Origin of the sequence: Halorussus halobius, from assembly GCF_004765805.1 — an archaeon.
GTDB classification, from domain to species: Archaea; Halobacteriota; Halobacteria; order Halobacteriales; family Haladaptataceae; genus Halorussus; species Halorussus halobius.
In genome coordinates this window covers 169,187-192,051 of sequence record NZ_ML219773.1, presented here as the reverse complement: position 1 = coordinate 192,051, position 22,865 = coordinate 169,187, and the positions used below count along the sequence as shown (strand labels likewise).

The 22,865-nt window shown below is 68.7% G+C and carries 20 protein-coding genes; 9 read left to right on the top strand and 11 right to left on the bottom strand.

Annotated features, from left to right (window positions below):
- Position 1 precedes the first annotated feature (1 nt).
- Entirely contained in the window at positions 2-1,399 is a 1,398-nt protein-coding gene (locus tag EPL03_RS00950; RefSeq protein WP_135827463.1) for a BGTF surface domain-containing protein, read from the bottom strand.
- Between the two features lie 221 nt (positions 1,400-1,620).
- Here EPL03_RS00950 and EPL03_RS00945 point away from each other — a divergent pair, with 221 nt between their 5' ends.
- A complete protein-coding gene (locus tag EPL03_RS00945; protein ID WP_135827462.1) occupies positions 1,621-2,463 on the top strand; it encodes a polyprenyl synthetase family protein in 843 nt (280 codons plus the stop codon).
- Positions 2,464-2,471: 8 nt separating this feature from the next.
- Here the strand turns inward: EPL03_RS00945 and EPL03_RS00940 are convergent, their stop codons facing one another.
- Positions 2,472-3,575 carry a DUF373 family protein gene (locus EPL03_RS00940; RefSeq protein WP_135827461.1) on the bottom strand — a complete coding sequence of 368 codons (1,104 nt, stop codon included), beginning with the start codon at positions 3,573-3,575 and terminating at the stop codon, positions 2,472-2,474.
- A gap of 127 nt (positions 3,576-3,702) precedes the next feature.
- On the opposite strand from EPL03_RS00940, the gene EPL03_RS00935 reads away from it, so the two are divergent.
- Positions 3,703-4,695 (top strand): radical SAM protein, encoded by a 993-nt coding sequence (locus EPL03_RS00935; RefSeq protein WP_135827460.1) that lies wholly within the window; start codon positions 3,703-3,705, stop codon positions 4,693-4,695.
- Between the two features lie 117 nt (positions 4,696-4,812).
- On the opposite strand, the gene prf1 is transcribed toward EPL03_RS00935, so the two are convergent.
- Together prf1 and EPL03_RS00925 are read right to left on the bottom strand one after the other, a co-directional pair.
- Positions 4,813-6,051 (bottom strand): peptide chain release factor aRF-1, encoded by a 1,239-nt coding sequence (prf1, locus tag EPL03_RS00930; protein WP_135827459.1) that lies wholly within the window; start codon positions 6,049-6,051, stop codon positions 4,813-4,815.
- Positions 6,052-6,225: 174 nt separating this feature from the next.
- Positions 6,226-7,953 (bottom strand): methyl-accepting chemotaxis protein, encoded by a 1,728-nt coding sequence (locus EPL03_RS00925; protein WP_135827458.1) that lies wholly within the window; start codon positions 7,951-7,953, stop codon positions 6,226-6,228.
- Between the two features lie 219 nt (positions 7,954-8,172).
- On the opposite strand from EPL03_RS00925, the gene minD reads away from it, so the two are divergent.
- The 4 genes from minD (at position 8,173) to EPL03_RS00910 (ending at position 10,786) form a co-directional block, all read left to right on the top strand.
- On the top strand, positions 8,173-9,942 hold the full coding sequence (minD, locus tag EPL03_RS00920) for a cell division ATPase MinD (protein WP_168216154.1): 1,770 nt from the start codon (positions 8,173-8,175) through the stop codon (positions 9,940-9,942).
- Between the two features lie 55 nt (positions 9,943-9,997).
- Positions 9,998-10,132: a hypothetical protein gene (locus EPL03_RS20580; RefSeq protein WP_280178805.1), complete on the top strand. Its 135-nt coding sequence runs from the start codon at positions 9,998-10,000 to the stop codon at positions 10,130-10,132.
- A gap of 88 nt (positions 10,133-10,220) precedes the next feature.
- The gene (locus EPL03_RS00915; protein WP_135827456.1) at positions 10,221-10,541 is read left to right on the top strand and encodes a DUF433 domain-containing protein; all 321 of its coding nucleotides are present in this window, start codon (positions 10,221-10,223) and stop codon (positions 10,539-10,541) included.
- Positions 10,538-10,786, top strand: a complete 249-nt coding sequence (locus EPL03_RS00910) for a DUF5615 family PIN-like protein (RefSeq protein ID WP_135827455.1) — start codon at positions 10,538-10,540, stop codon at positions 10,784-10,786. The genes EPL03_RS00915 and EPL03_RS00910 overlap by 4 nt, the downstream gene beginning before the upstream one ends.
- A gap of 80 nt (positions 10,787-10,866) precedes the next feature.
- Here EPL03_RS00910 and argS read toward each other — a convergent pair whose 3' ends face one another.
- Together argS and EPL03_RS00900 are read right to left on the bottom strand one after the other, a co-directional pair.
- On the bottom strand, positions 10,867-12,636 hold the full coding sequence (gene argS, locus EPL03_RS00905) for an arginine--tRNA ligase (RefSeq protein ID WP_135827454.1): 1,770 nt from the start codon (positions 12,634-12,636) through the stop codon (positions 10,867-10,869).
- Between the two features lie 74 nt (positions 12,637-12,710).
- Positions 12,711-14,762 carry an outer membrane protein assembly factor BamB family protein gene (locus EPL03_RS00900; protein ID WP_135827453.1) on the bottom strand — a complete coding sequence of 684 codons (2,052 nt, stop codon included), beginning with the start codon at positions 14,760-14,762 and terminating at the stop codon, positions 12,711-12,713.
- 317 nt (positions 14,763-15,079) lie between these two features.
- Between EPL03_RS00900 and EPL03_RS00890 the strand changes: the two genes are divergently transcribed.
- From EPL03_RS00890 to EPL03_RS00880, 3 genes are all read left to right on the top strand, one after another.
- Positions 15,080-15,325: a hypothetical protein gene (locus tag EPL03_RS00890; protein WP_135827451.1), complete on the top strand. Its 246-nt coding sequence runs from the start codon at positions 15,080-15,082 to the stop codon at positions 15,323-15,325.
- A gap of 74 nt (positions 15,326-15,399) precedes the next feature.
- Positions 15,400-16,311, top strand: a complete 912-nt coding sequence (locus EPL03_RS00885; RefSeq protein ID WP_135827450.1) for an ABC transporter ATP-binding protein — start codon at positions 15,400-15,402, stop codon at positions 16,309-16,311.
- Between the two features lie 71 nt (positions 16,312-16,382).
- Positions 16,383-17,114, top strand: coding sequence for a hypothetical protein (locus EPL03_RS00880; RefSeq protein ID WP_135827449.1), 732 nt, complete (start codon positions 16,383-16,385; stop codon positions 17,112-17,114).
- 215 nt (positions 17,115-17,329) lie between these two features.
- On the opposite strand, the gene EPL03_RS00875 is transcribed toward EPL03_RS00880, so the two are convergent.
- The 5 genes from EPL03_RS00875 to EPL03_RS00855 all read right to left on the bottom strand — a co-directional run bounded on the left by EPL03_RS00875 (position 17,330) and on the right by EPL03_RS00855 (position 22,865).
- Complete coding sequence (locus EPL03_RS00875) at positions 17,330-17,683, bottom strand: DUF3784 domain-containing protein (RefSeq protein WP_135827448.1); 354 nt, start codon at positions 17,681-17,683, stop codon at positions 17,330-17,332.
- A 567-nt stretch (positions 17,684-18,250) separates the two neighbouring features.
- Positions 18,251-19,024, bottom strand: coding sequence for a DUF7260 family protein (locus EPL03_RS00870; protein ID WP_135827447.1), 774 nt, complete (start codon positions 19,022-19,024; stop codon positions 18,251-18,253).
- The gene (locus EPL03_RS00865) at positions 19,025-20,407 is read right to left on the bottom strand and encodes an ABC transporter ATP-binding protein (RefSeq protein WP_135827446.1); all 1,383 of its coding nucleotides are present in this window, start codon (positions 20,405-20,407) and stop codon (positions 19,025-19,027) included.
- A complete protein-coding gene (locus tag EPL03_RS00860; RefSeq protein ID WP_135827445.1) occupies positions 20,404-21,411 on the bottom strand; it encodes an ABC transporter ATP-binding protein in 1,008 nt (335 codons plus the stop codon). Before EPL03_RS00860 ends, EPL03_RS00865 begins: the two co-directional genes overlap by 4 nt.
- Positions 21,408-22,865 carry an ABC transporter permease gene (locus EPL03_RS00855; RefSeq protein WP_135827444.1) on the bottom strand — a complete coding sequence of 486 codons (1,458 nt, stop codon included), beginning with the start codon at positions 22,863-22,865 and terminating at the stop codon, positions 21,408-21,410. Before EPL03_RS00855 ends, EPL03_RS00860 begins: the two co-directional genes overlap by 4 nt.

The window sequence follows — 22,865 nt, the reverse complement described above, 5'->3', positions numbered from 1 at the left end:
CCTAGTTCCGGAACAGGCCGAGTACGACGCCGATGCCGGCGACCGCCAGCACGCCGCCGAGCGCTATCATGCCGACGCCGTCGAGGAACTGTGACCCGGAGTCGTCGGTGCTCGGCGTACCCGGGTCCGGGTTCGAAACGTCGGTGGTCACGGTCGTCGCATCGGAACCGCTCCCGTCCTCGGCGTCGGTCGGCGTTTCGCAATCGCCCGCACAGGCGACTCGTCCCTCGGCTGCGGCCAGCGTCGCGTCGTCGTGGCGGACGCTGACCTCCAGGCGTTCGCCCTCTTGGCCGGACAGGTCGACGGTCGACTCGAACGTGCCGTCCTCCGCAATGGTGGCGACGGACGTCGTCAGGAATCGCTCGCCCTCGACGTTCACGCTCACCTCGGTTCCCGGTTCGAGGTCGGTTTCGCCGCGAATCGTCTGGTTCGTCTCGGGCTGGAGGACCAACTCCCCGCCCTCGGTGACGATGGAGGCGTTCGCCGACGCGGCGGACGATTGAGCCTCCTCGAAGACGACGACCTGACCTCTGGACGCTACGTCGCCAGTCGCGTCCGTCCCTGGATGCAGGCTCACCTCGTAGACGGTCGGCGCGAGCGGCGAGTCGAGCGAGGTCTCGGCGCTCGCCTCGACGACGCGGCGCTGGCCGGCGTCGAGGACGCCCAGCGTGGGCGCGTCGGTCCCGGCCCGGCCGGTGTAGAACAGGACGGTCGCCCGCCCGTCGCCGTCCTCGTCGTGGACGGTCCCGTTGACGACGTAGTTGACCGAGGGGCCGCCGATGGAGACGGTGAGTGCGTCGGCGTCGCCGAACGACACGTCGATGGAGGCGACGCGGCCCTGCGTGACCTCCGTGATGGACTGGACGTCGGTCGCGTTGGCGTCGACGGTCGTCTCGCCGTCGCCCGCGTCGGAGCGGCAGTCGTCGTCGTCGCAGCCGATGTAACCGGTCGTCGCCACGAGCTTGGTCCCGGAGCCGTTCGCCGGGTCGGTCTTCGCCGACACGCCGACCGTCACGCCGGACGAGAGGCTGCTCAGGTCGAACGAGGCGGCGAACGTCCCCCGGTCGGTCACCGTCGTCGTGGCCGACTTGTAGAAGGTCGGCCCTTCGAGGACGACGACGACCTCGGTGTCGGGGTCGACCGACGTCTCGCCGCGAATCGTCTGGTCGGGCGCGGACTGGAGGGTCGGCTCGTCGCCGTCGCTGACTATCGTGGTGTTGTTCGACCACTGCGAAGCGGTTCCGCTAAGCGCCGAGGCGGCGTCGGCCGCGTCCGCGACGGGGTCGCCAGTCGTCGGTTCCGCGAGCGGTGTCGCCGGGGCGGCGGCTGCGACCGACGTGGTCGCGAGCACGGCCGCGACCACGGCGAGGGCCACGACGGGCGTTCGCGACCTCAGCATCCGTTCACCCCCGTCGGCTCGCGTCGTCGATAGTCGGAGGGCGGCGATGCGTCGTCGTACGTCGGTTGCGTCGGGGACATGCACGTCGAGAGACGGGGGCTACCCAAAAAGCTGTCACGTTACCTTAACCCGGGATTTAAGCTACGGCGGCGGCGACCGAAGGGGCTTCCGACTCGGGAGATTCGTCACCTACTTTTTCGACCGGGTCCGAGTACGGGCCGATGGAGCATCCCGAGTCCCGGCGCGCGCTGGTCGAGGAGCGCCTCGAACGCGTGCTCGACCGGGTCGAACCGACGGAGCTCGCCGAGGAGGTCCGCCACGTCGCGCTGTCGGGGGGCAAGCGCGTCCGGCCGACCGTCACGGTGCTCTCGTGTGAGGCTGCCGGAGGCGACCCCGAGGACGCCGTCGACTTCGCGGTGGGGGTGGAGCTCGTTCACGACGCCTCGCTGGTCGTCGACGACATCATCGACCGGTCGGACACCCGACGGGGGAGCCCGAGCGCGTGGGCCGAGTTCGGCTACTCGCCCGCCATCGTCGCCAGCGACGGCCTAATCGGCGAAGCCTTCGAGCTGTTCTCGCCCGACCCGCGCGCGATGGAGGCGGTCGCGGACGCGATGGTCGAGTTGGGGGAAGGCGAGGCCACGGAACTGGTCGCCAGCCCCGCGAACCGCGAGGAGTACATGGAACTGGCCCGCCGGAAGACCGGCGCGCTGTTCCGGGCCGCCGCCGAGCTGGGCGCTATCGCCGCGGACGCCGACCCCGCCACGGTCGAGGCGTTCGGCGAGTACGCCGAGAAGGTCGGCGTCGCGTTCCAGATACGCGACGACGTGCTCGACGCCACGGCCGACGCCGACGACCTCGGCAAGCCCACGGGTCAGGACGCCGAGATGGGCCGGCCCTCTATCGTGCAGGTGACCGACCTCGACGCCGAGCAGGCCGACGCGCTCGCCCGCGAGGAGTCCGAGGGCGCGCTGGCCGCGCTCGACCGCGCCGAGACGTCCGACCCCACCGCCACCGAGTACCTCCGCGATCTGGCGGCGTTCGTGGTGACCCGCGAGCACTGACTTCTGGTTCAACTCGGCTCCGCGCGCGCGGACCGACGCGACTCCGCGATGGCGAACGCGAGCGTGCTCGTCAGCCCCAGCAGGGTACCGGCGGTCAGGGTCACCGCGAGGTAGGTCAGCCGGGGGAGTTCGAGGGGCACCCGCTGGAGGAAGTAGGCGCTGATGGCGTGGAGGACCACCGCGATGGAGAGGACGTAGAACGGCGCGTTGAGGTAGCGCCACCGGAAGCGGTCGGCCAGATACTCGTCGGTGATCTGGCCGAGGCTGGTGGTGATGCCGGCGGCGGTGAACCACGTCACGGCCCCGTACACCAGCGCGGCGAGGACGCGGAGCGGGCCGATGGGCTCGGTCGCCTCGCGCTGGACCACTTCGAGCGTCTCGGCCCCGCGAACCCCGCCGATGACCAACAGTGCGGCCGCGACGACGTAAGTGATGAGCGTGACCCGGCCGGCGTAGAGGCTGTTTCTGGCCTGCTCGGCCGCCCGGTCGAGGAACCGCTCGACACCCAGTCCCCGGCCGAGGACGTAGAGTCCGAGCAGCCCGGACGTGATGCCGAACACCGCGCCGCCGGGCAGGCCCACCGCGTCCGAGACGATTGCCAGCGGGTAGATGAGCAACAGGATGCCCAGCGGGACGAGGATGGTGCCGCGCGTCTCGGGGTCGTCGAGCACCTGCTTGATGGTGTAGTACATCGATTCGAGGTCCTGGGCCTGCCGGACGACCACGCGGCGCACGCCGTCGATGGGGACCCGCGACCGGACGACCGGAATCACGCTCTCGTCCTGCGCGCCGTCGGTGACCACGACCGCGCGGACCTCCTCGCTGGTCGAGAGGCCCGCCAGCACCTCGTCGACCTCGTCGCCGACCGCCCGGTTGGCGGCCACGTCGCCGCCCTCCTCGCCGGTCACCACGGCGACTTCGACGGTCTCGTCCTCGATGCGGTCGGCGAGGTGGACGCCCTCGAACAGCACGTTCACGTCGCTGTCCTCGGGGTCGGCGGTGGCGAGGGACACGGCGGCGTCTTCGACCTCGTCGCGGCCGACGACTGGCGTGTCGAAGTCGGTCTTGCGACCGAGGTCGTCGTCGAGGTCCACGCACAGGACCAGCAGCATCGTGCGGGCCTATGCGTCCGGGGTTTAACTCTTTTCGGGACGGTGCGAGGAGGTCGGAATCGGACGGGCATCGGACTATCCCGTTCCGTGCGCTTTTTGAAGCCTGAGCCGGTAACACGCGTAACGAATGATCTCGAAGGGCTGCGAACAGTGCGCCAAAGGGGGCAAGATGGTGCTGTTCGTCTACGGCTACTGCGACCAGCGCGACTGTTTCTACTGTCCGCTCGGCGAGAACCGCAAGAACGTCACCGACGTCTACGCCAACGAGCGGCAGGTCGAGTCCGACGAGGACGTCATCGAGGAAGCCAAGCGCATGGACGCGCTCGGGACCTCCATCACGGGCGGCGAACCGCAGGAGGCGATGGCCAAGACCTGCCGGTACCTCCGGCTCCTCAAAGACGAGTTCGGCGAGGACCATCACACCCACCTCTACACCGGCATCACGGGCGGGCGCGAGAACATGCGGCGGCTCTCGGAGGCCGGCCTCGACGAGATTCGGTTCCACCCGCCGCTCGAACAGTGGGGCGACCTCCACGGCACCGAGTGGGAGGACATCCTCTACGTCGCCCGCGAGGAGGGGTTGACCCCCGCGTTCGAGATTCCGGGCATCCGGGCCGAACGGGAGTTCCTCGACTTCCTCGACGAGGGCGCGGCCGACTTCTGCAACATCAACGAGTTCGAGATGAGCGATGGGAACTTCCGCCGGATGCAAGAGGAGGGCTACGAACTCCAGGACGGCCACATGAGCGCGGTGGAAGGCTCGAAGGAGATTCTCGACGAGATGGGCGACCACGAGCGCGTCTACTTCTGTACCTCCGTGTTCAAGGACGCCGCCCAGCACCGCAACCGGCTCAAGCGCATGGCCCGGAACGTCCGCCGGGCGTTCGACGACGTGACCGACGACGGCACGCTGGTCTACGGCAAGACGTGGGAGGCCGAGGAGCGGTTCGAGGAACTGGGCGTGCCCGAGGAGTTCTACACCGTCAAGTCCGACCACGTCGAGTTAGCGTGGTGGCTGCTCGAAGAGATGGTCGACGAGGGCGACGTCGAGGAGGGCGAAATCGTCGAGCAGTACCCGAGTTACGACGGGCAAGTCGTCGAGCGCACACCGCTGGCGTGAGGACTGCGAGCGAACGGACGTGAGCGAGCAGCTTTTCGCGGAGACTAGAGAAACCGTCGACGTCGGAGGAAGGACGATTTAAATCGTCGGAGCGGCGTCAAAGGGCGAGACGCGAGTTTACACGCCGGTCGAGTAGCGCAAAATTCCGGCGACGCCGCCGAACGCCGACTGCAACTGCTCGCCCTTCTCGAAGTCGGTGGAGATGAACTTGGTCTCGGTGCCGCGCTGGTCGGCGATGTTCATCAGGTGCTCGATGGCGTCCTCGCGCTCGGCCACCTCGGCCTCCGAGCCGTCGTCGCAGGTGTGGGCCGGCGTGTCCGCGCGCTGGTCGACGAACTCGAACTCCTCTTGGTCCCCGCAGTCGTAGACCACCACGTCCTTGCGGAGGTCCTCGCTGAGCAGGAGGCGGTCGACCGACCCCATCACGAGGTTGCGCCGGGTCGGCTCGAAGCCGTAGGTGGCGAGTTCGCCGCCGTTGAGCTCCGCGAAGAACTCCTCCATCTCGCGCTTGTCCTTCATCACCTCGGCGTCGGCCAGCGCCTCCTGGGCGCTGTCGACGAGGTCGTAGAGGCCCGACTCGTCGGTGTAGGCCACGTCGAACTTCCCGATGACCTTGTCCTGAATCTCGTGGTGGAGGTAGTCGCCGTCGAGGAACTCGTCTTTGGTCGGCGAGGGGCCGCCCACGAGCACGCCGTCCATCTCGCCGCGCTCGGGCACGAACAGTTCGTTTGCCATCTCGGCGACCTCCTGATAGAAGTTGTCGATGGCCTCCAGACGCAGGCGGGCGAACCGCTGGGCGGACTGGCCGCCCTTGCGCTGTTTGCCCGGCACGAGCGACGACGCCGACTTGACCGGCTCGACGCGCTTGCCCTTCAGCCAGCCGACGTTGGCCTCGCGGCGGTCGAGGACGACGAGGCCGTACAGCCCCTTGTCGGCCATCATGTTCTCCAGGGGCTCGGTCAAAAACTCGGAGTCGCAGTGGTAGCGGAACGACTGGATGGGTTCGGGCGGGCTGTCCAGGACCTTCGTTATCATGTCGGTCCGGCCGCCGCCGGTGTCGATGGCCCCGCTGAACAGCACCGTGCCGTTCTCGGGCGGGAAGGTGTCGTAGTAGCGCAGGCGGTCCTTGATGGACGTCAGCGCGTCCTGGACGTTGGTCCGGGTCTGCTTGGACTTGATGTTGCTCGCCTCGCTGTGCTCCTGGGTGACGTGGGCCACCACGTCGCTGACCTGTTTGTCCGCCGGGATGTAGATGGTGACGAGTTGAGTTCCGGACCCCTCGTAGTCCTTCAGGTCCTCGATGACCTTCCGGAACTCGTACTTCTTCCTGTCGGACGGCTCGCCCTCCTCGCTCATTACGTACGTCTAGGCCCGCCAGAGGGTAAGTAACCTACGACCTGCGACTCGGCCGGCTCCGGGCCGAGCGCGAGCGGTCCGGGTCGAACGGGTGGCTCCGACCCGAACGGGACTCCGGGCCGAGGGACGTGTCCGGCACGCGCGGGCCGACCGTTCGGGCGCGGGTCGGGCGCGTCACTGGGCCGAGAGCGGTTGCGCCGAACTCCCGACGGGGTCGTCCTCGGAGGCGAACTGCCACTCCCCGGACTCGCCGTCCTCGTCGAACTCGAACGTCCGGAGCATCTCGTCGAGTCGCTCGGCGTGGTCGGTCAGCGTGCCGACGCTGTCCCGGACCTCCGAGACGGACGCGGTCTGCTCCTCGGCGGCGGCCGCGACCGTGTCGGCCTCCTCGGCGGTCTGCTCGCTGACGGCGGCCACCTCGTCGACGGCGGCCGCCACCTGCTCGGTGGAGGTGGCCTGCTGGTCGGTCGCGTCGCTTATCTCCTGGATGCCGGCGTTGGCCTCCTCTATCTCCCCCACGATGGCCTCGAAGTCCGACATCGCCTCCTCGGCCGTCGCCCGCTTGGCCGAGACCGCCTCGTTCATCTCGCGGATGTCCGAGACGGCGTCCTCGGCCTGGGCCTGGATGCCCTCGATGCGGTCGGATATCTCGCCGGCCGACGACTTGGTGTCCTCCGCGAGCGACTTCACCTCGTCGGCGACGACCGCGAACCCCTCGCCGCCGCCGTCGGCGCGCGCGGCCTCGATGGAGGCGTTGAGCGCGAGCATGTCGGTGTCCTCGGCCACGTCGTCGATGAACGACGCGATCTCGTCGACGTACTCGATCTCCTCGACGAGCGTCTCGACGCTCTCGGCGGCCGCCGTGCTCTGGGCCTCGAGGTCCCGGAGTTCGGCGATGGTCTCCTCCATGGTGTCGCGCCCGGAGCGGCCCCGGTCCGTGGCTCGCTCGGCGGTCTTGGCCACCTCGTCCGAGGAGCTGGCTATCTCCTCGACCGTCGCCGAGAGGTCCGTCGTCTCGGAGGCGACGTCGGCCAGCTCCGAGGTCTGGGAGGCCGCGCCGTCGGCGATCTCCTCGACGGACGTGCTGACCTGCTGGCTGGCCTCCTCGACCTCGCCGACGCCGGTCAGGACCTCCTCGCTGACCGCCACGACCTCCTCGGAGAACTCGGCGATGTCCCCGACGGTCCGACCCAGCGTCTTCACGAGCTCGTTGTAGTTCTCGACCACGTCGTCGAACTGCTGGGCGTCGCCGAACTCGTCGCCGTCGATGGTCGCGGTCAGGTCGCCGTCGCGGGCGCGCTCGGCGGCGTCGCCGAACGCCTCCACGAGCCGGGTCAGGTTCGCCGACCGGCGCTCGAGTTCGTCGGTCATCTCCTCGAGTTCCTCGGTGTACTCCCGGAGTTCGGTGGCCATCCGGTCGAGCGAGTCGCCGAACTCGCCCGGCACGTCCTCGTCGAGCACGTCGGCGTCGAACTCCTGTCGGGCCAGCGCCTGCGACTGGGCGGTGACGACCGACAGGTACGACTCCATCCCGTCGACGGCCACGACGAGGTCGCCGATCTCGTCGCGCTGGTCGACGTCGGGCACGGTCGCCGAGGATATCTCGCCCTGGCCGATGGTCTCGGCCGTCCGCCGGACCGCGGCCAGCGGTTCGATGACGTCGTTCCGGGCGATCAGGATGGTGTTGAAGAACGCGACGACCGCGCCGAGGAAGACGATTCCGACGAGCGCGTACTGGAGCGTGCCCGAGACCGCGAACGGTATCACCGCCTGCAACACCGCGACCCCGAACTGGATGGCGACCGCCGCGAGTATCTTGCGCTCGACCGAGTCGCTCACGCCGAGCCGGTCCATCGACCCCCGAAGGAGCCGTTCGTAGATGGCGAAAGTCCTGGAGCTCATCTCTGTTTGGACCTGTCTAACTGCGTCAATAAATAACCAATGCGAGTCCCAGTCTCTGAGAACGAGCGCCGACCGGGACGTCGCTCCGCGACGGTCGTTCGACCAGCGTCTGACGCACAGCCGACGCACGCGGCGTCAACCCCGGATATTCGGGGATATCTGCGCCCGAGACGGACTACCTTTATGTGCGTGTCGTGGGTGAGTACGGACAACGAACGCATGTCAGAACGAACCGTCTACGCGATAGCCAGCGGCAAGGGCGGCGTCGGGAAGACGACGACCGCCATCAACCTCGGGGCGATGCTCGCCGACCGGGGGAACGAGGTGGTGGTCGTGGACACCGACCTCGGGATGGCCAACCTCGCGGACTTCCTGGAGTTCGAGATCGGGTCGCCGGCCCTCCACGACGTGCTGGCGGGCGAGGCCGACGTCGACGACGCCGTCCACCGAGCCCCGGGCGACATCGACGTCCTGCCGAGCGCGCCCGACATCGAGGCGTTCGCGCGCTCGGACCCCAAGAACCTCGACGGCGTGGTCGCGACCCTCCGCGAGACGTACGACTACGTGCTGCTCGACACCGGAGCGGGCGTGAGCTACGACGTGCTCGTCCCGCTGGCGCTGGCCGACGGCGTCCTGCTGGTGGCGACGCCCGACGTCGCCTCGGTCCGGGACACCGCCAAGACCGGCGAGCTCGCCGAGCGCGTCGAGAGCGAGGTCGTCGGCGCGGTGCTGGCCCAGCGCAGCAGCGACATCCTGAACGCCGACGACGTCGAGGAGACGCTCGGCACGGACGTCCTCGCGGTCGTGCCCCAGGACGAGGCCGTCCCCATGGGCATCGACGCCGGGCGACCGCTCGCGGCGTTCGCGCCGAACGCGCCCGCCGGACAGGCCTACCGGGACCTCGCGGGCGTACTGACGGGCGACACCGACCCGGACCCGGAGCTCGAACTCGACGAAGGCGACGTCGACGTGGAGTTCGACGCCACCCCACCGGAACCGACCGACGGCACGGAAACGGGCGTCCCGGCCGACGAGGAGATGGCCGAGAGCGTCCGGAGCGCGGTCGCCGGGGACGACGGGGGCCTGCTGGGCGGGGAACTCGCGAGCGTCGCCGACGAGATTCGGGGCGAAGCGACCCGCGACCCGTCGCCCGGGTCCGCGGACGAGCCGGGCGAATCGGCGGGAGCGTCGACCGGCCCGGGCGACGAACCGACCGATTCGGCCGGAGCTCCGGGACGGCCGCCGAAAGCGTCCAGCGACGACCGAGCGGCCGATGCGCGCCGGGACGACGAGCCCCAATCGAACCGCGAGGCGCGACCGGACCCCAGCGCACGTGCGGACGACGAGGCTGAGGACGCGGAGTCGCGTCCCGACCGCGCCCGCGAGACGGCCGGCGGAGCGGAGGCCCGGAGCGTCGACGACCTCCTCGACGAGCACCTCGACGACGACCAGCGCACCGGCGGCGACTCCTTCGAGCGCGAGGACCCGCCCGCCGAGTCAAGTGGCGACCCGCCGCCCGGGACGGACGACGACCGCTCGGGGGCCGGCGACCAGCGCCAGCGATGCGTCGACGCCGCCGAGCGCGCCGGCCGGCGTCCGACCGACGCCGACGCCCCGGACGCCGCAACCGACGTGGGACGCGCGGACGCCGGACGCCCCGGGTCCGGCCGTCCCGACGCCGCGCCCGCGGACCGCGACGCCGACCCGCTTGCCGGCGACGACGGGAACCGCGACCGGTCGACGTTCGACTCCGGCGTGGCCGGGCGCGAGCCGTCCGACGGCGTCGACTCGCACGACGAGACCGCGCCGTTCGGGAGCGAGGCGTCGGACGAGCCCGCCCCGGGCCGGGACGAGCCCGACGATGCGCCGTCTCGCGGCGTCGAATCGGGCGAGGTCGAGCCGGAGGGCGTGACATCGGGGCGGCTCTCGGACGACGACGAGGACGACAGCTCCGGCGTGCTGGAGCGACTGGGGTCGCTGTTCGACTGACTCGCTCCGAGCCGAATCCTCAACATCTAAGCAGGTCGCATTCCAATCGGGGGGTATGGCAGACGACAGTTCGGTTTCGTTGTGGTGGGTACTGTTGTTCGTAGTACTGGCGCTCTCGGTCGGCGCTGGCGCGGTGCTGTTCGTCGGCGGCGACCTCCTCGCCGCGCTCTGGTTCGGGGGCTTCGTGTAGTCCCGATTCGGGCGTTTCGAGGGAGTTGGGTCGCCGCGACTGCGGACCGGCGACGCCTATTTATGCTTCCCGTCAGAACGTGTACCAAATGAACAGAATCGTTTCGACCGACGACGTACTCTCGGGCGCGCCTCGGATAGAAGAGACGCGAATCGGGGTGCATCACGTCGCACGGCGAGTCATCGACGGTGACGAGGAGCCAGCAGCCGTGGCGAGTGATTACGACCTCTCGCTCGCCGACGTTCACCGCGCGCTGACCTACTACTACGACCACCCCGAAGAGATGCGCCGGATTCGGCGCGAGCGACGCGAAGGACTGCAGGAGTCTCACGTCTTGACGCCCGAAGACGTCGGCCTTCACAAACCGGACGGGCCGGAGCGGTCTGAAAAGTCGGAGAAATCGGCGTGAGGATACTGGCGGACGAACACGTTCCGAACCGCTTCGTGACTGCGATTCGTTCCGAGGGGTTCGATGTCGTCCGGGCGAAAGACGCACTTTACGAGAGCGCACCTGACGCCGAAGTTCTCGACTACGCCGAGGCGAACGGTCTCGTAGTTCTCAGTGAGGACCGTGATTTTCGCGGCGTAGAAACCAGAAGCGAAGACCACGCAGGAGTTATGGCGTGTGATAGTCGGGCGAAACCGGTGATATAGTCAGTGCAATCCGCGAAATAGACGAGTACGCCGAGGACTTGAGCGGGAGCGTCGTCCACGTCCCCGGACGCTGGGGGTAGTTACATCGACCGGGGCGCGGCCACGCCTAACACCTGCAAGGCGTTCCCCACGGCGTGCTTGGACGCGGCCACGAGCGCGAGGCGGGCGTCCCGCAACTCGTCGTCCACGTCCTCGGCGAGGACGGGACACTCCCGGTAGAAGGTGTTGAACGTCTCGGCGATCTCGCGCGTGTAGGTGGCGACGACGTGGGGCTGAAGTTCTTCGGCGGACTCCTCGACGACGGCGGGGAAGCGTCCGACGGTCTCCACGAGGTCGCGTTCCGCCTCGGTGTCGAGCAGGTCGGCGTCGAACGCCGCCAGAGAGGGATTCACGGGGTCCACGTCCGCCTCTTCGAGGATGCCACAGCAGCGCGCGTGGACGTACTGGACGTAGGGCGCGCTCTGGGCCTCGAAGTCGAGCGCCCGCTCCCACTCGAAGGTGATGGCCTTCTGGGGCTGTTTGGCCACGATGTCGTACCGGACCGCGCCGATGCCGACCTGCTCGGCGATGCGGTCGACGTCCTCGTCGGTGAGGTCGTCGTCCCGTATTCGGTCGTCCAGCCGAGTCTCGACCTCCTCGCGGGCGCGGGCGACCGCCTCGTCGAGCAGGTCGTCGAGGTCGATGCCGGTGCCCGCGCGGGTCGACATCTTGCCCTCGGGCAGGTTGACGTAGGAGTAGACGACCTGCCGGAGCCGGTCGGTGTCGTGACCGAGGAGGTCGAGCGTGGCGTTCATCTGGCTGGCCTGTAGCTCGTGGTCCTCGCCGAGGACGGTCACGGCGCGGTCGTAGTTGTCGAACTTCCACTCGTGGTGCGCGAGGTCGCGGGTCGCGTACAGCGTGGTGCCGTCCGACCGCAGGAACACGAAGTTCTTGTCGATGCCGAACTCGCCGAGGTCGAGTTGCCACGCCTCCTCCTCGTAGACCGCCTCGTCGAGGTCCTTCAGGCGCGCGACCACGTCGTCGGCCGAGCCGTCGCGCAGAAAGCGGGTCTCCTTGACGAACTCGTCGAACTCGGCCGGGAGCCGGTCCAGACTCTCGACCATGCCGCCCAGCACCGCGTCCACGACCTCCTGGACGCGCTCGTAGGTCTGCTCGTCGCCGGATTCGAGGCCCTGCATGATGGCCTGAATCTCGTCCTCGGCGGCCTCGACCTCGTCGGGGTCGCCGTCTTCGAGGACCGCGTTGCCCTTGCGGTAGTAGCGCACGAGGTCGTAGTCGGCCTTCTCGCGCTCCGGTTCGGCGTCGAGGTCGTCCTCGTCGAACGCCTCGTAGGCCCACGTGAACACGGCCATCTGGCGGCCCGCGTCGTTGACGTAGTAGTGGCGGTCGACGTCGTGGCCCGCCAACGACAGCACTCGCGCCACGGCGTCGCCCACGATGGGGTTGCGCGCCCGCCCGACGTGGACCGGCCCCGTGGGGTTCGCGGAGGTGTGTTCCACGACGACCCGCTGGCCGGTGGGTTCGAGGTGGCCGAAGTCGGCCGACTGGGCCGCCTCGACGGTCCCCGCGTAGTAGGCGTCGCTCGGCAGGAAGTTGACGTACGGCCCCTGCGCCACGGCCTCGGCCACGAGGTCGTACTCGTCGGCGTCGATTTCGCCCGCGATTTCGCCCGCGACTTCCGGCGGCGGCGCGCCGACCTCGCCCGCGAGCCGGAAGGGGGCGCTGGAAGCCAGCACCGCGTCCACGCCCTCCGGCGGGTCCTCGACGCCGAGGTCGTCGGTCGGGAGGTCGAGCGCGTCGAGCGCGCCGGTCAGCGCCGCCTCCACCTCGTCCCTGAACTGGAGATACATGTTACCGAGTGGTTTTCGACCGGCGGATAAAGGGGTTTCTGAAGCGTGACAAGGCCACCCGACGCGACCGGTGACTACTCCCTGACCGCCCACCGGAGCGCGTCCGCGAGCGCCAGCGCCGAGTCGTAGCGGTCGTCGGGGTCGTCCGCGAGCGTCCGAGAGAGGACGTCACCGAGGTCGGCGGCGGCCTGCTGGCCCACGCGCGACCGCTCGCCGACCTGCTCGGAGCCGAGCAGGTCGGCGAGCGTCCGGGCGAGTTCCTCGACGTCGTCGTCGGGCGACTCGCCGTCCGCGCCGTCCGACCCATGGAGTTCGGCCGCCAGTCGCCAGTCGGCGACCCGAACCTCGCCGCCGACGAACAGAACGTTCTCGGGCGCGAGTCGGCCGTGGACGACGCCCTCGCGGTGGCCGCGGTGGACCACCTCGGCCGCGTCGGCCACCGCGTGGGCGAGTTCGGCCCGGGACGACTCGGCGGCGCGGTCGGCGAGGTTCGCGTCCGCGAGCTCGCTCGCGACCCACGGCGTCGGGTCGAGACCCCACGCCCGAACGTCGAGGACGCCCTCGTGGTCGAGGTCGGCCCACGTCTCGACCGCCGACCGGAACCGCGCCGCGTCGACGTCCGCGGCGTCGACGCGCTTGAGCGCGACCCGAGTGCCGTCCGGCGCGCGAGCCTCGTGGACCGCGGCGTGGTCGGACGCCGCAATCGGGTCGAGCAGTTCGAGGTCCGCGAACGCGGTCGCCTCCGCCGACCCCGACGGCGAATCGCGCGAGTCCGTAGAGCTTCGCCGACGGGCAGCTCCGAGCGCGACCCCGGCGGCGAGCAGACCGCCGACGGCCAGCCCCACCGGGGAGACGACGGCCCGGAGCGCGTCCGGGACGGGCGTGGGGCCGGGGTCGGAGATGGCGGCCACGGTACCCGACTCGGTGCTGAGGTAGACGGTACCGTCGCTGACGCGGGGGTACCACCGGAGCGCGGACCCGGGGTCGTACCGCCAGCGAAGGCGTCCGTCCTCGGCGTCGAGGGCGTACACCGCCGACCCCCGGCTGTCCGCGACCAGCGTGCCGTCCGCGACGGCTCCCGGGACCGCGCCGGTTCCCGAGCGCCACCGCCGGCGTCCGGTGTCGGCCGCGAGGGCGTGGATTCCGTCGCCGGACCCGACGTAGACGGTTTCGCCGTCGACCAGCGGAAACGACGCCGGCTCCGATTCGAGGTCGTACCGCCAGCGCTCGCTGCCGTCGGCCGCCGAGAGCGCGCGGAGGGCCGGCCCGTCCCGGAGGTACACGGCGTCGCCGTCGACCGCGCCCGGGAACGCCGCCGCCTCGCCGTCGGTCTCGACCCGCCAGCGCTCCGTGCCGTCCGCCGCGTCGAGCCCGCACAGCACGCCGGAGTTCGAACCCCACGCGAGCGCGCGGTCGGCGGTCGGTTCGACCGCGAGCGGGCGGGACGACTCGTCGGCGAGGTCCGCCGAGAGGTCGACCCGCCAGCGCCGGGTCCCGTCGTCGGCGTCGACCGCGTGGAACGTCCCGTCTTGGGCCCCGGCGTAGAGGGTCTCGCCGTCGTGGCGGACGTAGAGCCAGAGGTGGCTGTCGAAGGCGGTCCGCCAGCGCTCGCTGCCGTCGGCCGCCGAGACGCCGACCAGCGCGTCGTCGTCGGCGATGCGTCGGCCGTCGAACGCGACCACGAGGCCCGGCAGCGTGGCGTGGACGCGCGGACTTTCGGCGTCCTCGTAGCGCCAGCGGACGTCGCCGTCGTCGGGGTCGAGCGCGGAGATGCGGTCGTCGTCGTCCACGTACACAGCGTGGCGGTCGGTCGAGAACCCCGGGCGGCGTCCGACCGTCACGTTCGTCCGGTCGCCCTCGACGGGGAACTGCCACGTCCCGACGCCGTCGGTCGAGAGGGCGTGGACGTACTCACCGGTCGCGACGTAGAACGTCCCGTCGACCGGTTCGGGCAGCGACACCGACTCGCCGAACTCGACCGACCAGCGCTCGTCGGCCGTCGGGACGAACGGGTGGTCGGCCAACGCGTCGGTGGCGGGTCGCCACGGTGCGTCCGCGAGTCCGACGGCGACGGTCGAGCCCCCGACGCCGAGGAACTCGCGTCTGGTCGGGGACCCGTCTGTCATCGCCGACGTCTTCTCAGCCGTTCCACATGTATCTTGCTCTCGTGCCCAGAATCGGTGCGCGATCCGAGACAGGAATGTGACGCGGTTCCCGGCAGTACGCGAGAGGCGGATGAACGCGGCGCAGATATGCCCGAATTCCGTTCATGTGCACAGGATAATTTTCAACACGAGCTACGACGACTTCCACACGGCGTTCATGGGTGCCGAGAACATCGGCAACCTCGTCGAGGCGTCGCCTGAACGGGAGCAGCTCAAAAACGTGGTCGTCGCCATGGTCCTGGGTCCGGACGGTCGGACCGAAACAACTCATCGAGATGATGGACGTCGAGGACGACCGGGAGTACACGGGTATCTGTCACGCCTGTAACTCCCTGTTCGAGAACTACCGCGAGGAGTTCGTCGAAGAGAACCGGAAAGAGTTCATCCGCGATGAGATTGTCCTGGGCGACACGTACAAGGAGCACTTCGCGACGCTCGCGGAGAACAAACAGGAGATTCTCGACCAGCTCGAAGATATCGATCGAGGCGACCACATGCCCGGCGACGTCAGGACGACACCGTAGCCTCAGACATTCCGCAACGCCCCCGTGACCGTACATCTGAACTTTCAAGTCACGTACGACGATAGATTAGCAAGATGAAACGTCGTGCCCTTTCGTTGAATGATATCGTAGCCGAATACGGCCAACAGCGGGTGCTGAACGGAGTCGACCTACGGCTGGACTCAGGCTGTACTGCTATCATCGGACCGAACGGTGCCGGAAAGACGACGTTGTTTCGAGTCGGGGCGGGCGTGCTCGAACCCACACGAGGAACGGTAACGATACGTGGCGACGACCCGTTCGACAACCCCGCGATAAAGGCGGAAGTCGGCTACGTTCCCCACATACCATCGCTGACGTCGAACCTGTCCGTCCGTCGGAATCTCCAGTTCTGGGGTCGAGTTCTCGACCTCACTCCGGAATACGTTCGAGAACGCATCGACGAGTTGGCGGACTCGCTGGAGTTTCACGATCTTCTCTCGAAAGACGGCGGGGAGTTGAGTCGCGGGCAGTCCCAACGGATCGCTATCGCACGGGGACTGTTATCCGAGCCGTCGATACTCTTTCTCGACGAACCGACGGCGGGACTCGACCCATCGATACGGTCGAATCTGCTCCAATTACTGCGCCGTCTTGGGACGTCCGACAAAACCGTGCTGTACGCGACACACAACCTGCACGAGGCAAACCAACTCGCCGACGACGTCGCGTTGTTACGCGATGGGACAGTCGTGAGGTCCGAATCGAGAGACGAAATTATCGCGGAGTACTCGGGCCGACGGCTGCTGCAACTCAAGTTAGCGTCGAACGAGCAGAGGTCGGTGATTCGCGAGCTGGGGTACGAGCCGAGCATCGAGGGCGAGTACGTTCAGTTCGAGGTAGAACCGGACACGACAGTCACTGACGTCGTCGAGCAACTCGCTGACCTCGGTGTGAAAGTAGAAGACGTCAGAACCGACGAGAACGCGCTACAGCACTTTTTCGAGGGGGAAGACCGAGTAAAATGACGGGATTCCGTAATTCGATCCGGCTCACGAAGGCGCTGATATGGCGTCAAATCCGCGTCGTAGGCTGGCGGATGTTGCTGACGCCCGTCGGATTCGGGGCGCTGTTTCTGGCCGTGACGCTCGTCACCGCCCGAGCACCCCATTTACTGACGGGGCCAACGGAGCGAGCTATCCGTCAGTACGCTCGCCTCTACTTCGAGGGGCTCGACAACACTAGTGCGAGCGTTCTATCGTTGCTGGTCATTCAGGGGCCGTACCTCCTCTCGGTGTTCGGAGCACTGACCGGGCTACGAGTTGGACGGAAGTTCACGCGCCAAGAGATCGAAAGCGGCCGAATCGAGTTGTTGATCGCCTCGCCGTACGCCCCAGAGGAAGTATTCCGTGGCCTCATCGCGAGTTCAGCGATCATCACGCTGATACAGCTTTTCGCACTCGCGGTCGTCGGTCTCGGCGGCGCTATCGTTCTCTTGCTCTCGCTGGGCGTCTCGTTCAATTCGCAGGTCAGTGAACTCGTCTACGCCTCGTTCCTGACACCGATTCCGGCTGCGCTGTGGGCAGTCGTGGTGACCGTCGTGGTAACTCTGTTTTCGGGCGAGAGCAGAATCGTCAACAACCTCGAAAACGTGACGAACATCGTGGGTATCGCACCTGCGTTCGGCACCCTCCTCGTCCTGAGTTTCGCTCCCGGAGTAGACATACTCTGGGTGACGTTCGTCACGCTCGGCGTGAGTCTCGCCGGGACGATAATCGGATCGTGGACCGTAGACAGATGGTTTACGGTCGACCGGGCGCTCTCGAACTGACGTTGAGATGAACCGCTCGGGGCCAAGTGGTTCGAGCGACTGTCGGGGGCTCGACATCACGGAAGATCGGAGCCTTTCAGAACGACTCCGAGACACTCGGCGCGCACACCCTGTAGATTTCGTGTCCCGGCGCGCCGGCAGCGATTACGAGAGAGCGGGTTCGTGGTCGCTTACGGCCGAGCAGGGCACACTCACGACGTCAGTCGTTGAGGAAGTCAGACCGTCCGAGCCTTGACGAACATCACGACGAGCATACCGACGAGGGTGAGTTCGTACACTGTCTGAAGAGTGTCCCCACCGAGGTTCTGCATGAGGAGGAACCCGTAGACGAACGTGAGAGCGCTCATGAGGAACAAGGTCCCGCCCACGAGGTTCGCCAAACGGTCTTCGTCCCGAACCATCTCCGGGTTGATGCCCGCAATCAGACCGGTCATGTGATAGACCCGGATCAGATATCCGAATACGAGCAACGCGACACCGAGGCCGAAGGTCGTCGTCGGAAAGGAGTCCCCGAAAATCTGAAGCGGCACCAGGGCCTGCGCCCCCAAAAACGCGGCTCCGTTACTCATTGGCGTCTCCCCCGATGGAGAGCCCACTCGACACGGGGTTCGACATCCGCGGCGTGACGAGTGTAACGCTCACGGAACCATCTCTCCCGGCGTTTCGTCTCTACGGGAATATATTCACACTGTGAACACATACGCTGCTTGGACACGTGCGCAGGATAATTTAAGTACATGACGATTCGCGGGTTGTACTGATATGTCTGATAGTCGAGACATGAACGAGCCGTCCGAGAGCAGTAGTTCCATAGACGGACGTGGATTCACGAGTGCCCTCGGTGGAGCGAGGGGCCTCGCGGCTGCCTCCGGACGGGCGAGCGCTTCGACCGAGGAGACGGTCGAACGAGCAGGTCTCGACATCGACAGGCTCGAACCGGTAAAGCCGAGGAAATCGCTCAAGGGGTCAAGCACCAGGAGGTGGATTCGACGCCACTGGGTCCCGACGACGCCGTGGAACTCGCGTCGACGACTCGACGGTCACGCCGGGTCGTCGTCGCCGTCGACGACCACCGACAGCGGGTCGTCGTCGCCGACGTCGACCCGGAGCCTCCACCCCGCGTTTTCCGGCCCCTCTCAGGGACGGACCGACGAGCGGGCGCGGGCGGCCTCTACCGCGTCCGCCTGCCGGCGGACGCGGTCCGAGAGCGTCGCCACCGACGCGAGCACGGGGTGGGTGACGTCGAGCGTCCGGTACAGGTACGCCTGCAGGTTCCGGTCGGCGGTGGGCACGTCGATGGTCCGGCGCTGCCTCCGGAGTTCGGTCTGGCGCGAGGCCGCGAGGTCCTCACACCGGGCCGCCAGGTGGTCGAGGTCGTCGGCCAACCGGTCGAGCTCGCGGGGCGAGCAGTCGGCGAGCGGCCGCGAGCCGACCGCGGTCAGGTCGTCGTCGACGCCGGCGAGCGCCCGCTCGGCCTCGTCGAGGGTCGCGCGCTCGGCGTCGAGGACGTCGAGGAACCGGTCGCGCCTGTCGGTCGCCCGTTCGGCGGCGTGGAGCAGCCGGCGTTTCAACACCGGCGTCGTGGCGTCGGCGCGCGCGAGCGCCTCGGCCAGCTCCCGGCCGAACTCCACGGTGACGCTCTCGGCGTACTCGTCACCGTAGTCGGCCTCGTAGTGGGGCGTCGCCATCACGGTCGCCTCGTAGGCGTCCCGCACGGCGGCCGCCCCGTCGCCGGACCGACCGGGCGACCCGCGCACCGTCGGCGGGACGTTTCGGCCCGGCTCGGGGGGCGACGCCGAGATGCGGTCGACGCGCGACCGGAACGACTCGAACGCGTCCCGTTCCGCCCGCGTCCGCCGCCGTTCGTCGGTCAGGCGCGACCGAGCCGACTCGATGCGTTCGGTGACCATCTACCCGTCCGCCCCCCGGCGGTCGTTCGGTCGGCCGTCGGCCGCGCTCGCGTGGCGTCGTTCGAGGGTGGTGCGAACGTCGTCGTATCCGGGCTCGGCCCGGTGGCACGCGCTCCGGCGTCGGTCCGAACGGTGGAACTCGGGGTGCTCGGCGTCGCAGCGCGAGCCCAGCGACGCCGCCAGCCTGTCGGCGGCGGCGCGATACTCGCCGCCCCGGGCCAGTTCGACCGCCTCGTCGACTATCGCCCGGACCTCGTCGGGCAGGTCGGCGTCGCCGACGTGGTCGTCGACCGCGGCCCGGACGGTGTCGTCGACGGTCTCGCGCCCGAGCACGCGCTTCGCCCGGTCGAGAAGCGTGGGCGGGTCGCGCGACCGGGTCCGGAAGACCGACCGGAGGGCGTCGAGCGCGCGCCACGCGTCCTCGTCGAGGTCGTACTCGTCCGGGCGAATCTTGGCCGGACACCGGGTGGTGAACGGACAGCCCGACGGCGGGTGGCGGGGATTCGGCGGCGTCCCGCGGAGCGTGATTCGGTCGCCCGTCCACGGGGACGCGCTCCCGGGGATGGCCGAGAGGAGCGAGACCGTGTACGGGTGTCGGGGGTCGGCGAACACGCGCTCGGTCGGCCCCATCTCGACGACGTTCCCGAGGTACATCACCGCGACCCGGTCGGCGATGTGGCGGACCACGCTCAGGTCGTGGGCGATGAACAGGTACGAGAGGCCGAGTTCCGTCTGGAGGTCTTCGAGCAGGTTGATGATGCGCGCCTGCACGGACACGTCGAGCGCCGACACCGGCTCGTCGAGGACGAGGAACTCGGGTTCGAGCGCCAGGGCCCGCGCGATGCCCACGCGCTGGCGCTGGCCCCCCGAGAACTGGTGGGGATACCGGTAGAAGTGTTCCTCGTTGAGCCCCACCCGTTCGAGCAGCTCACGGACACGCTGCTCGCGCTCGTCGGGCGTCTGCCACTCGTGGGCGTCGAGCGGTTCCCGGACGATTTCCCCCACGGTCATCCGCTCGTTCAGGCTCTCCTCGGGGTCCTGAAACACCATCCCCGTCTTGCGGACCCACTCGCCGCGCTCCGCGGCGTCGAGGTCGGTCACGTCCTCGCCCCGGGACAGGACCGTCCCGTCGGTCGGGGATTCGAGCCCGAGTATCGTTCGGCCCAGCGTGGTCTTGCCACAGCCCGACTCGCCGACCAGCCCCACGGTCTCGCCCTCGCGGACGTCGAACGAGACCCCGTCGACCGCCTTCACGGGCGGTTGCGAGGAGAGCATCGAGGAGTCGTGGTAGTACGTCGTCAGGTTCCGGACCGAGACGAACGGCTCGGCCGACACGGCGGTCCGGTCGTCCCGTCGGTCGGTTGGTGGGTGTCTCGTGGTCATCGGTCGTCCTCCGTGGCGAAGTCGTCGTCGTGAAGCAGGCAGGCCGCCGCGTGGTCGCGCCCGTGCCCGCCGACGTCAGTCAGTTCGGGGTGGACCGCCGAGCAGTCCTCGAACGCCGCCGGGCACCGGGGCGCGAAGCGACAGTCGCTGGGCGGTTCCGACGGCGTCGGGACTTCGCCCTCGATGGTCGGCAGTCGCTCGTCCACCGAGACGCTCCCCGGGATGCTCTCGAGCAGCGCCCGGGTGTAGGGGTGTTTCGGGTCCTCGAACAGCGTCGTGGTCGGTGCGCGCTCGACGATTTCGCCGGCGTACATCACGTTCACGCGGCCGGTGGCGTCCTCGATGACGCCCATGTCGTGGGTGATGAAGAGGACGGCCAGCCCCTCCTCGGTCCGGAGGTCGTCGAGCAGGTCGAGAATCTGGGCCTGGATGGTGACGTCGAGCGCGGTCGTCGGCTCGTCGCACACCAGCAGGTCGGGGTCGCAGGCCAGCGCCGTGGCGATGACCGCGCGCTGTTGCATGCCGCCCGACAGCTGGTGGGGGTACTCGTCGACGCGGCGCTTCGGGTCGGGGATGCCGACCGTCTCCAGCAGGTCGACCGCGCGCTCGACCGCGGCCTCGCCCCGGAGGCCCCGATGTATCTTGAGCGCCTCCCGAATCTGGTTGCCGACCGTGTAGACGGGGTTCAGCGAGTTGCTCGGGTCCTGGAAGACGATGGATATCTCGCCGCGGTGGTCGTCCCAGCCGACGTCGGTCAGGTCCTCGCCCTTGAACCGAATCTCGCCGCCCTCGACGACGCCGGGCGGGTCGACGAGGCCGAGCAGCGACCGGGCGGTGACCGACTTGCCCGACCCGGACTCGCCGACCAGCCCCACCGTCTCGCCGCGCCGGATGTCGAACGAGATGCCGTCGACCGCCCGAATCGTCTCGCGCTCGGTGTGGAAGACGGTCCGGAGGTCCCGCACGGCCAGCAGGGGCTGGCCGCCGTCGGGTCGGTCGCTCACGCGCCACCTCCGCGACCGGCCATCCCGCCGGTCGAGCCGTCCGACTGTGGGTCGATGGCGTCACGGATGCCGTCGCCCAGCGCGTTGAACCCGGTCACGACGAGCGTGATGAGCACGCCCGGGATGAGCGAGATGTGCCACGACCCGGTGGTCACGTAGTCCTGGCCGAGGTTGATGGCGCGGCCCCACTCGGGCGTCGGCGGGGCGACGCCGAGTCCGAGGTACGACAGCCCCGCGATGGCGATGATGGCCCCGCCGAGCGTCATCGACCCGTACACCAGCAGGTACCCCGTGATGTAGGGGAGCATGTGCTTTCGCATGATGGTCCGGGGTCGCTGGCCGAAGCTCTCGGCCGCGTCTATCCACTGGCGCTCGGACACCTGCAGCGCCGGGCCGCGGAGCGACCGCCACATGTACGTCCAGTCGGTGAACGCGAAGATGAGCGCCAGCACGAACGCGCCGCTGTAGACGCCGCCGATCCACGTGTCCGCCAGGACCGTCGTGAGCATGATGAGCAAGAGCAGTTGTGGCATCGCCATCACCGCGTCCGAGAGCAACACCATCCCGAGGTCGACCCGGCCCTTGTAGTAGGCGGCGGTCAGCGCCAGCGACGTCGCGATGAGCGCGCTCAGCCCCACCGAGAGCACGCCGATGACCAGCGATATCCGCGACCCGACCGCGATGAAGGTGAACAAATCCTGTCCCGACGGCAGCGTGCCGAACGGGTGGAACCGGCCGAAGTCGTCGTAGGCCATCGGCATCACCCGCTCGTTGCCCATCGACTGGGACGCCAGATTGGCCTCGCCGACGAGCGTGGTCTCGACGCTACCGGACGCGCCGTCCCAGTACTCGAACTCGTAGCTATACGAGTCCCGCATGTTCTTCTCGACGGTGGTCGGCCCGAGCGCCGGGGCGAACACCGCCATCACGACGAACATGAAGACGACGAGGAGGCCGAAGATGCCCCACGCGTGCGTCCGGAAGCGGTCGGCGATGTCGTCGCGGGGCGACCAGTCGGCCGACCGATACCGCCGGCGGTACAGCCGGTAGCCGGCGACGGCCCACCCGGCCCAGCAGAACGCGTAGAGGTACACCAGCGCGACGCGGACGCCCCACGCCGCCGCGGGCGAGAGGCCGGCGAAGGTGTCGACCCACCGGGTGCCGTTCCAGTGGCCGTCGTTGGGAATCGTCTCGCGGGAGAGCAGCGTGGGAACCGACTCGGTCAAGCGTGCGAGACCGTCGAGCGCCTCGACGGCGGCGGCCAGCACCCGGTCGGTCCCGCCGACGGCCGGGAGCGCGGCGACCGCGTCCGCGAGCAGTCCGACGACGAAGTTCGCGGCCGCGCCGGCTTCGAGCGCGAACAACACCGCGCCAGCGCCGAGCCAGACCGCGGCCGTCGCGTCGACGCCCAACAGCGCGGAGGTCCGGGGTCGCGCGTCGCGTACCCCCGCCAT

What these genes read in the sequence shown, in the direction of transcription:
- EPL03_RS00950 (WP_135827463.1), bottom strand. Translation starts at nt 1,399, where the DNA reads ATGCTGAGGTCGCGAACGCCCGTCGTGGCCCTCGCCGTGGTCGCGGCC.
- EPL03_RS00945 (WP_135827462.1), top strand. Translation starts at nt 1,621, where the DNA reads ATGGAGCATCCCGAGTCCCGGCGCGCGCTGGTCGAGGAGCGCCTCGAA.
- EPL03_RS00940 (WP_135827461.1), bottom strand. Translation starts at nt 3,575, where the DNA reads ATGCTGCTGGTCCTGTGCGTGGACCTCGACGACGACCTCGGTCGCAAG.
- EPL03_RS00935 (WP_135827460.1), top strand. Translation starts at nt 3,703, where the DNA reads ATGATCTCGAAGGGCTGCGAACAGTGCGCCAAAGGGGGCAAGATGGTG.
- prf1 (WP_135827459.1), bottom strand. Translation starts at nt 6,051, where the DNA reads ATGAGCGAGGAGGGCGAGCCGTCCGACAGGAAGAAGTACGAGTTCCGG.
- EPL03_RS00925 (WP_135827458.1), bottom strand. Translation starts at nt 7,953, where the DNA reads ATGAGCTCCAGGACTTTCGCCATCTACGAACGGCTCCTTCGGGGGTCG.
- minD (WP_168216154.1), top strand. Translation starts at nt 8,173, where the DNA reads ATGTCAGAACGAACCGTCTACGCGATAGCCAGCGGCAAGGGCGGCGTC.
- EPL03_RS20580 (WP_280178805.1), top strand. Translation starts at nt 9,998, where the DNA reads ATGGCAGACGACAGTTCGGTTTCGTTGTGGTGGGTACTGTTGTTCGTA.
- EPL03_RS00915 (WP_135827456.1), top strand. Translation starts at nt 10,221, where the DNA reads ATGAACAGAATCGTTTCGACCGACGACGTACTCTCGGGCGCGCCTCGG.
- argS (WP_135827454.1), bottom strand. Translation starts at nt 12,636, where the DNA reads ATGTATCTCCAGTTCAGGGACGAGGTGGAGGCGGCGCTGACCGGCGCG.
- EPL03_RS00900 (WP_135827453.1), bottom strand. Translation starts at nt 14,762, where the DNA reads ATGACAGACGGGTCCCCGACCAGACGCGAGTTCCTCGGCGTCGGGGGC.
- EPL03_RS00890 (WP_135827451.1), top strand. Translation starts at nt 15,080, where the DNA reads ATGGACGTCGAGGACGACCGGGAGTACACGGGTATCTGTCACGCCTGT.
- EPL03_RS00885 (WP_135827450.1), top strand. Translation starts at nt 15,400, where the DNA reads ATGAAACGTCGTGCCCTTTCGTTGAATGATATCGTAGCCGAATACGGC.
- EPL03_RS00880 (WP_135827449.1), top strand. Translation starts at nt 16,383, where the DNA reads ATGTTGCTGACGCCCGTCGGATTCGGGGCGCTGTTTCTGGCCGTGACG.
- EPL03_RS00875 (WP_135827448.1), bottom strand. Translation starts at nt 17,683, where the DNA reads ATGAGTAACGGAGCCGCGTTTTTGGGGGCGCAGGCCCTGGTGCCGCTT.
- EPL03_RS00870 (WP_135827447.1), bottom strand. Translation starts at nt 19,024, where the DNA reads ATGGTCACCGAACGCATCGAGTCGGCTCGGTCGCGCCTGACCGACGAA.
- EPL03_RS00865 (WP_135827446.1), bottom strand. Translation starts at nt 20,407, where the DNA reads ATGACCACGAGACACCCACCAACCGACCGACGGGACGACCGGACCGCC.
- EPL03_RS00855 (WP_135827444.1), bottom strand. Translation starts at nt 22,865, where the DNA reads ATGGCGGGGGTACGCGACGCGCGACCCCGGACCTCCGCGCTGTTGGGC.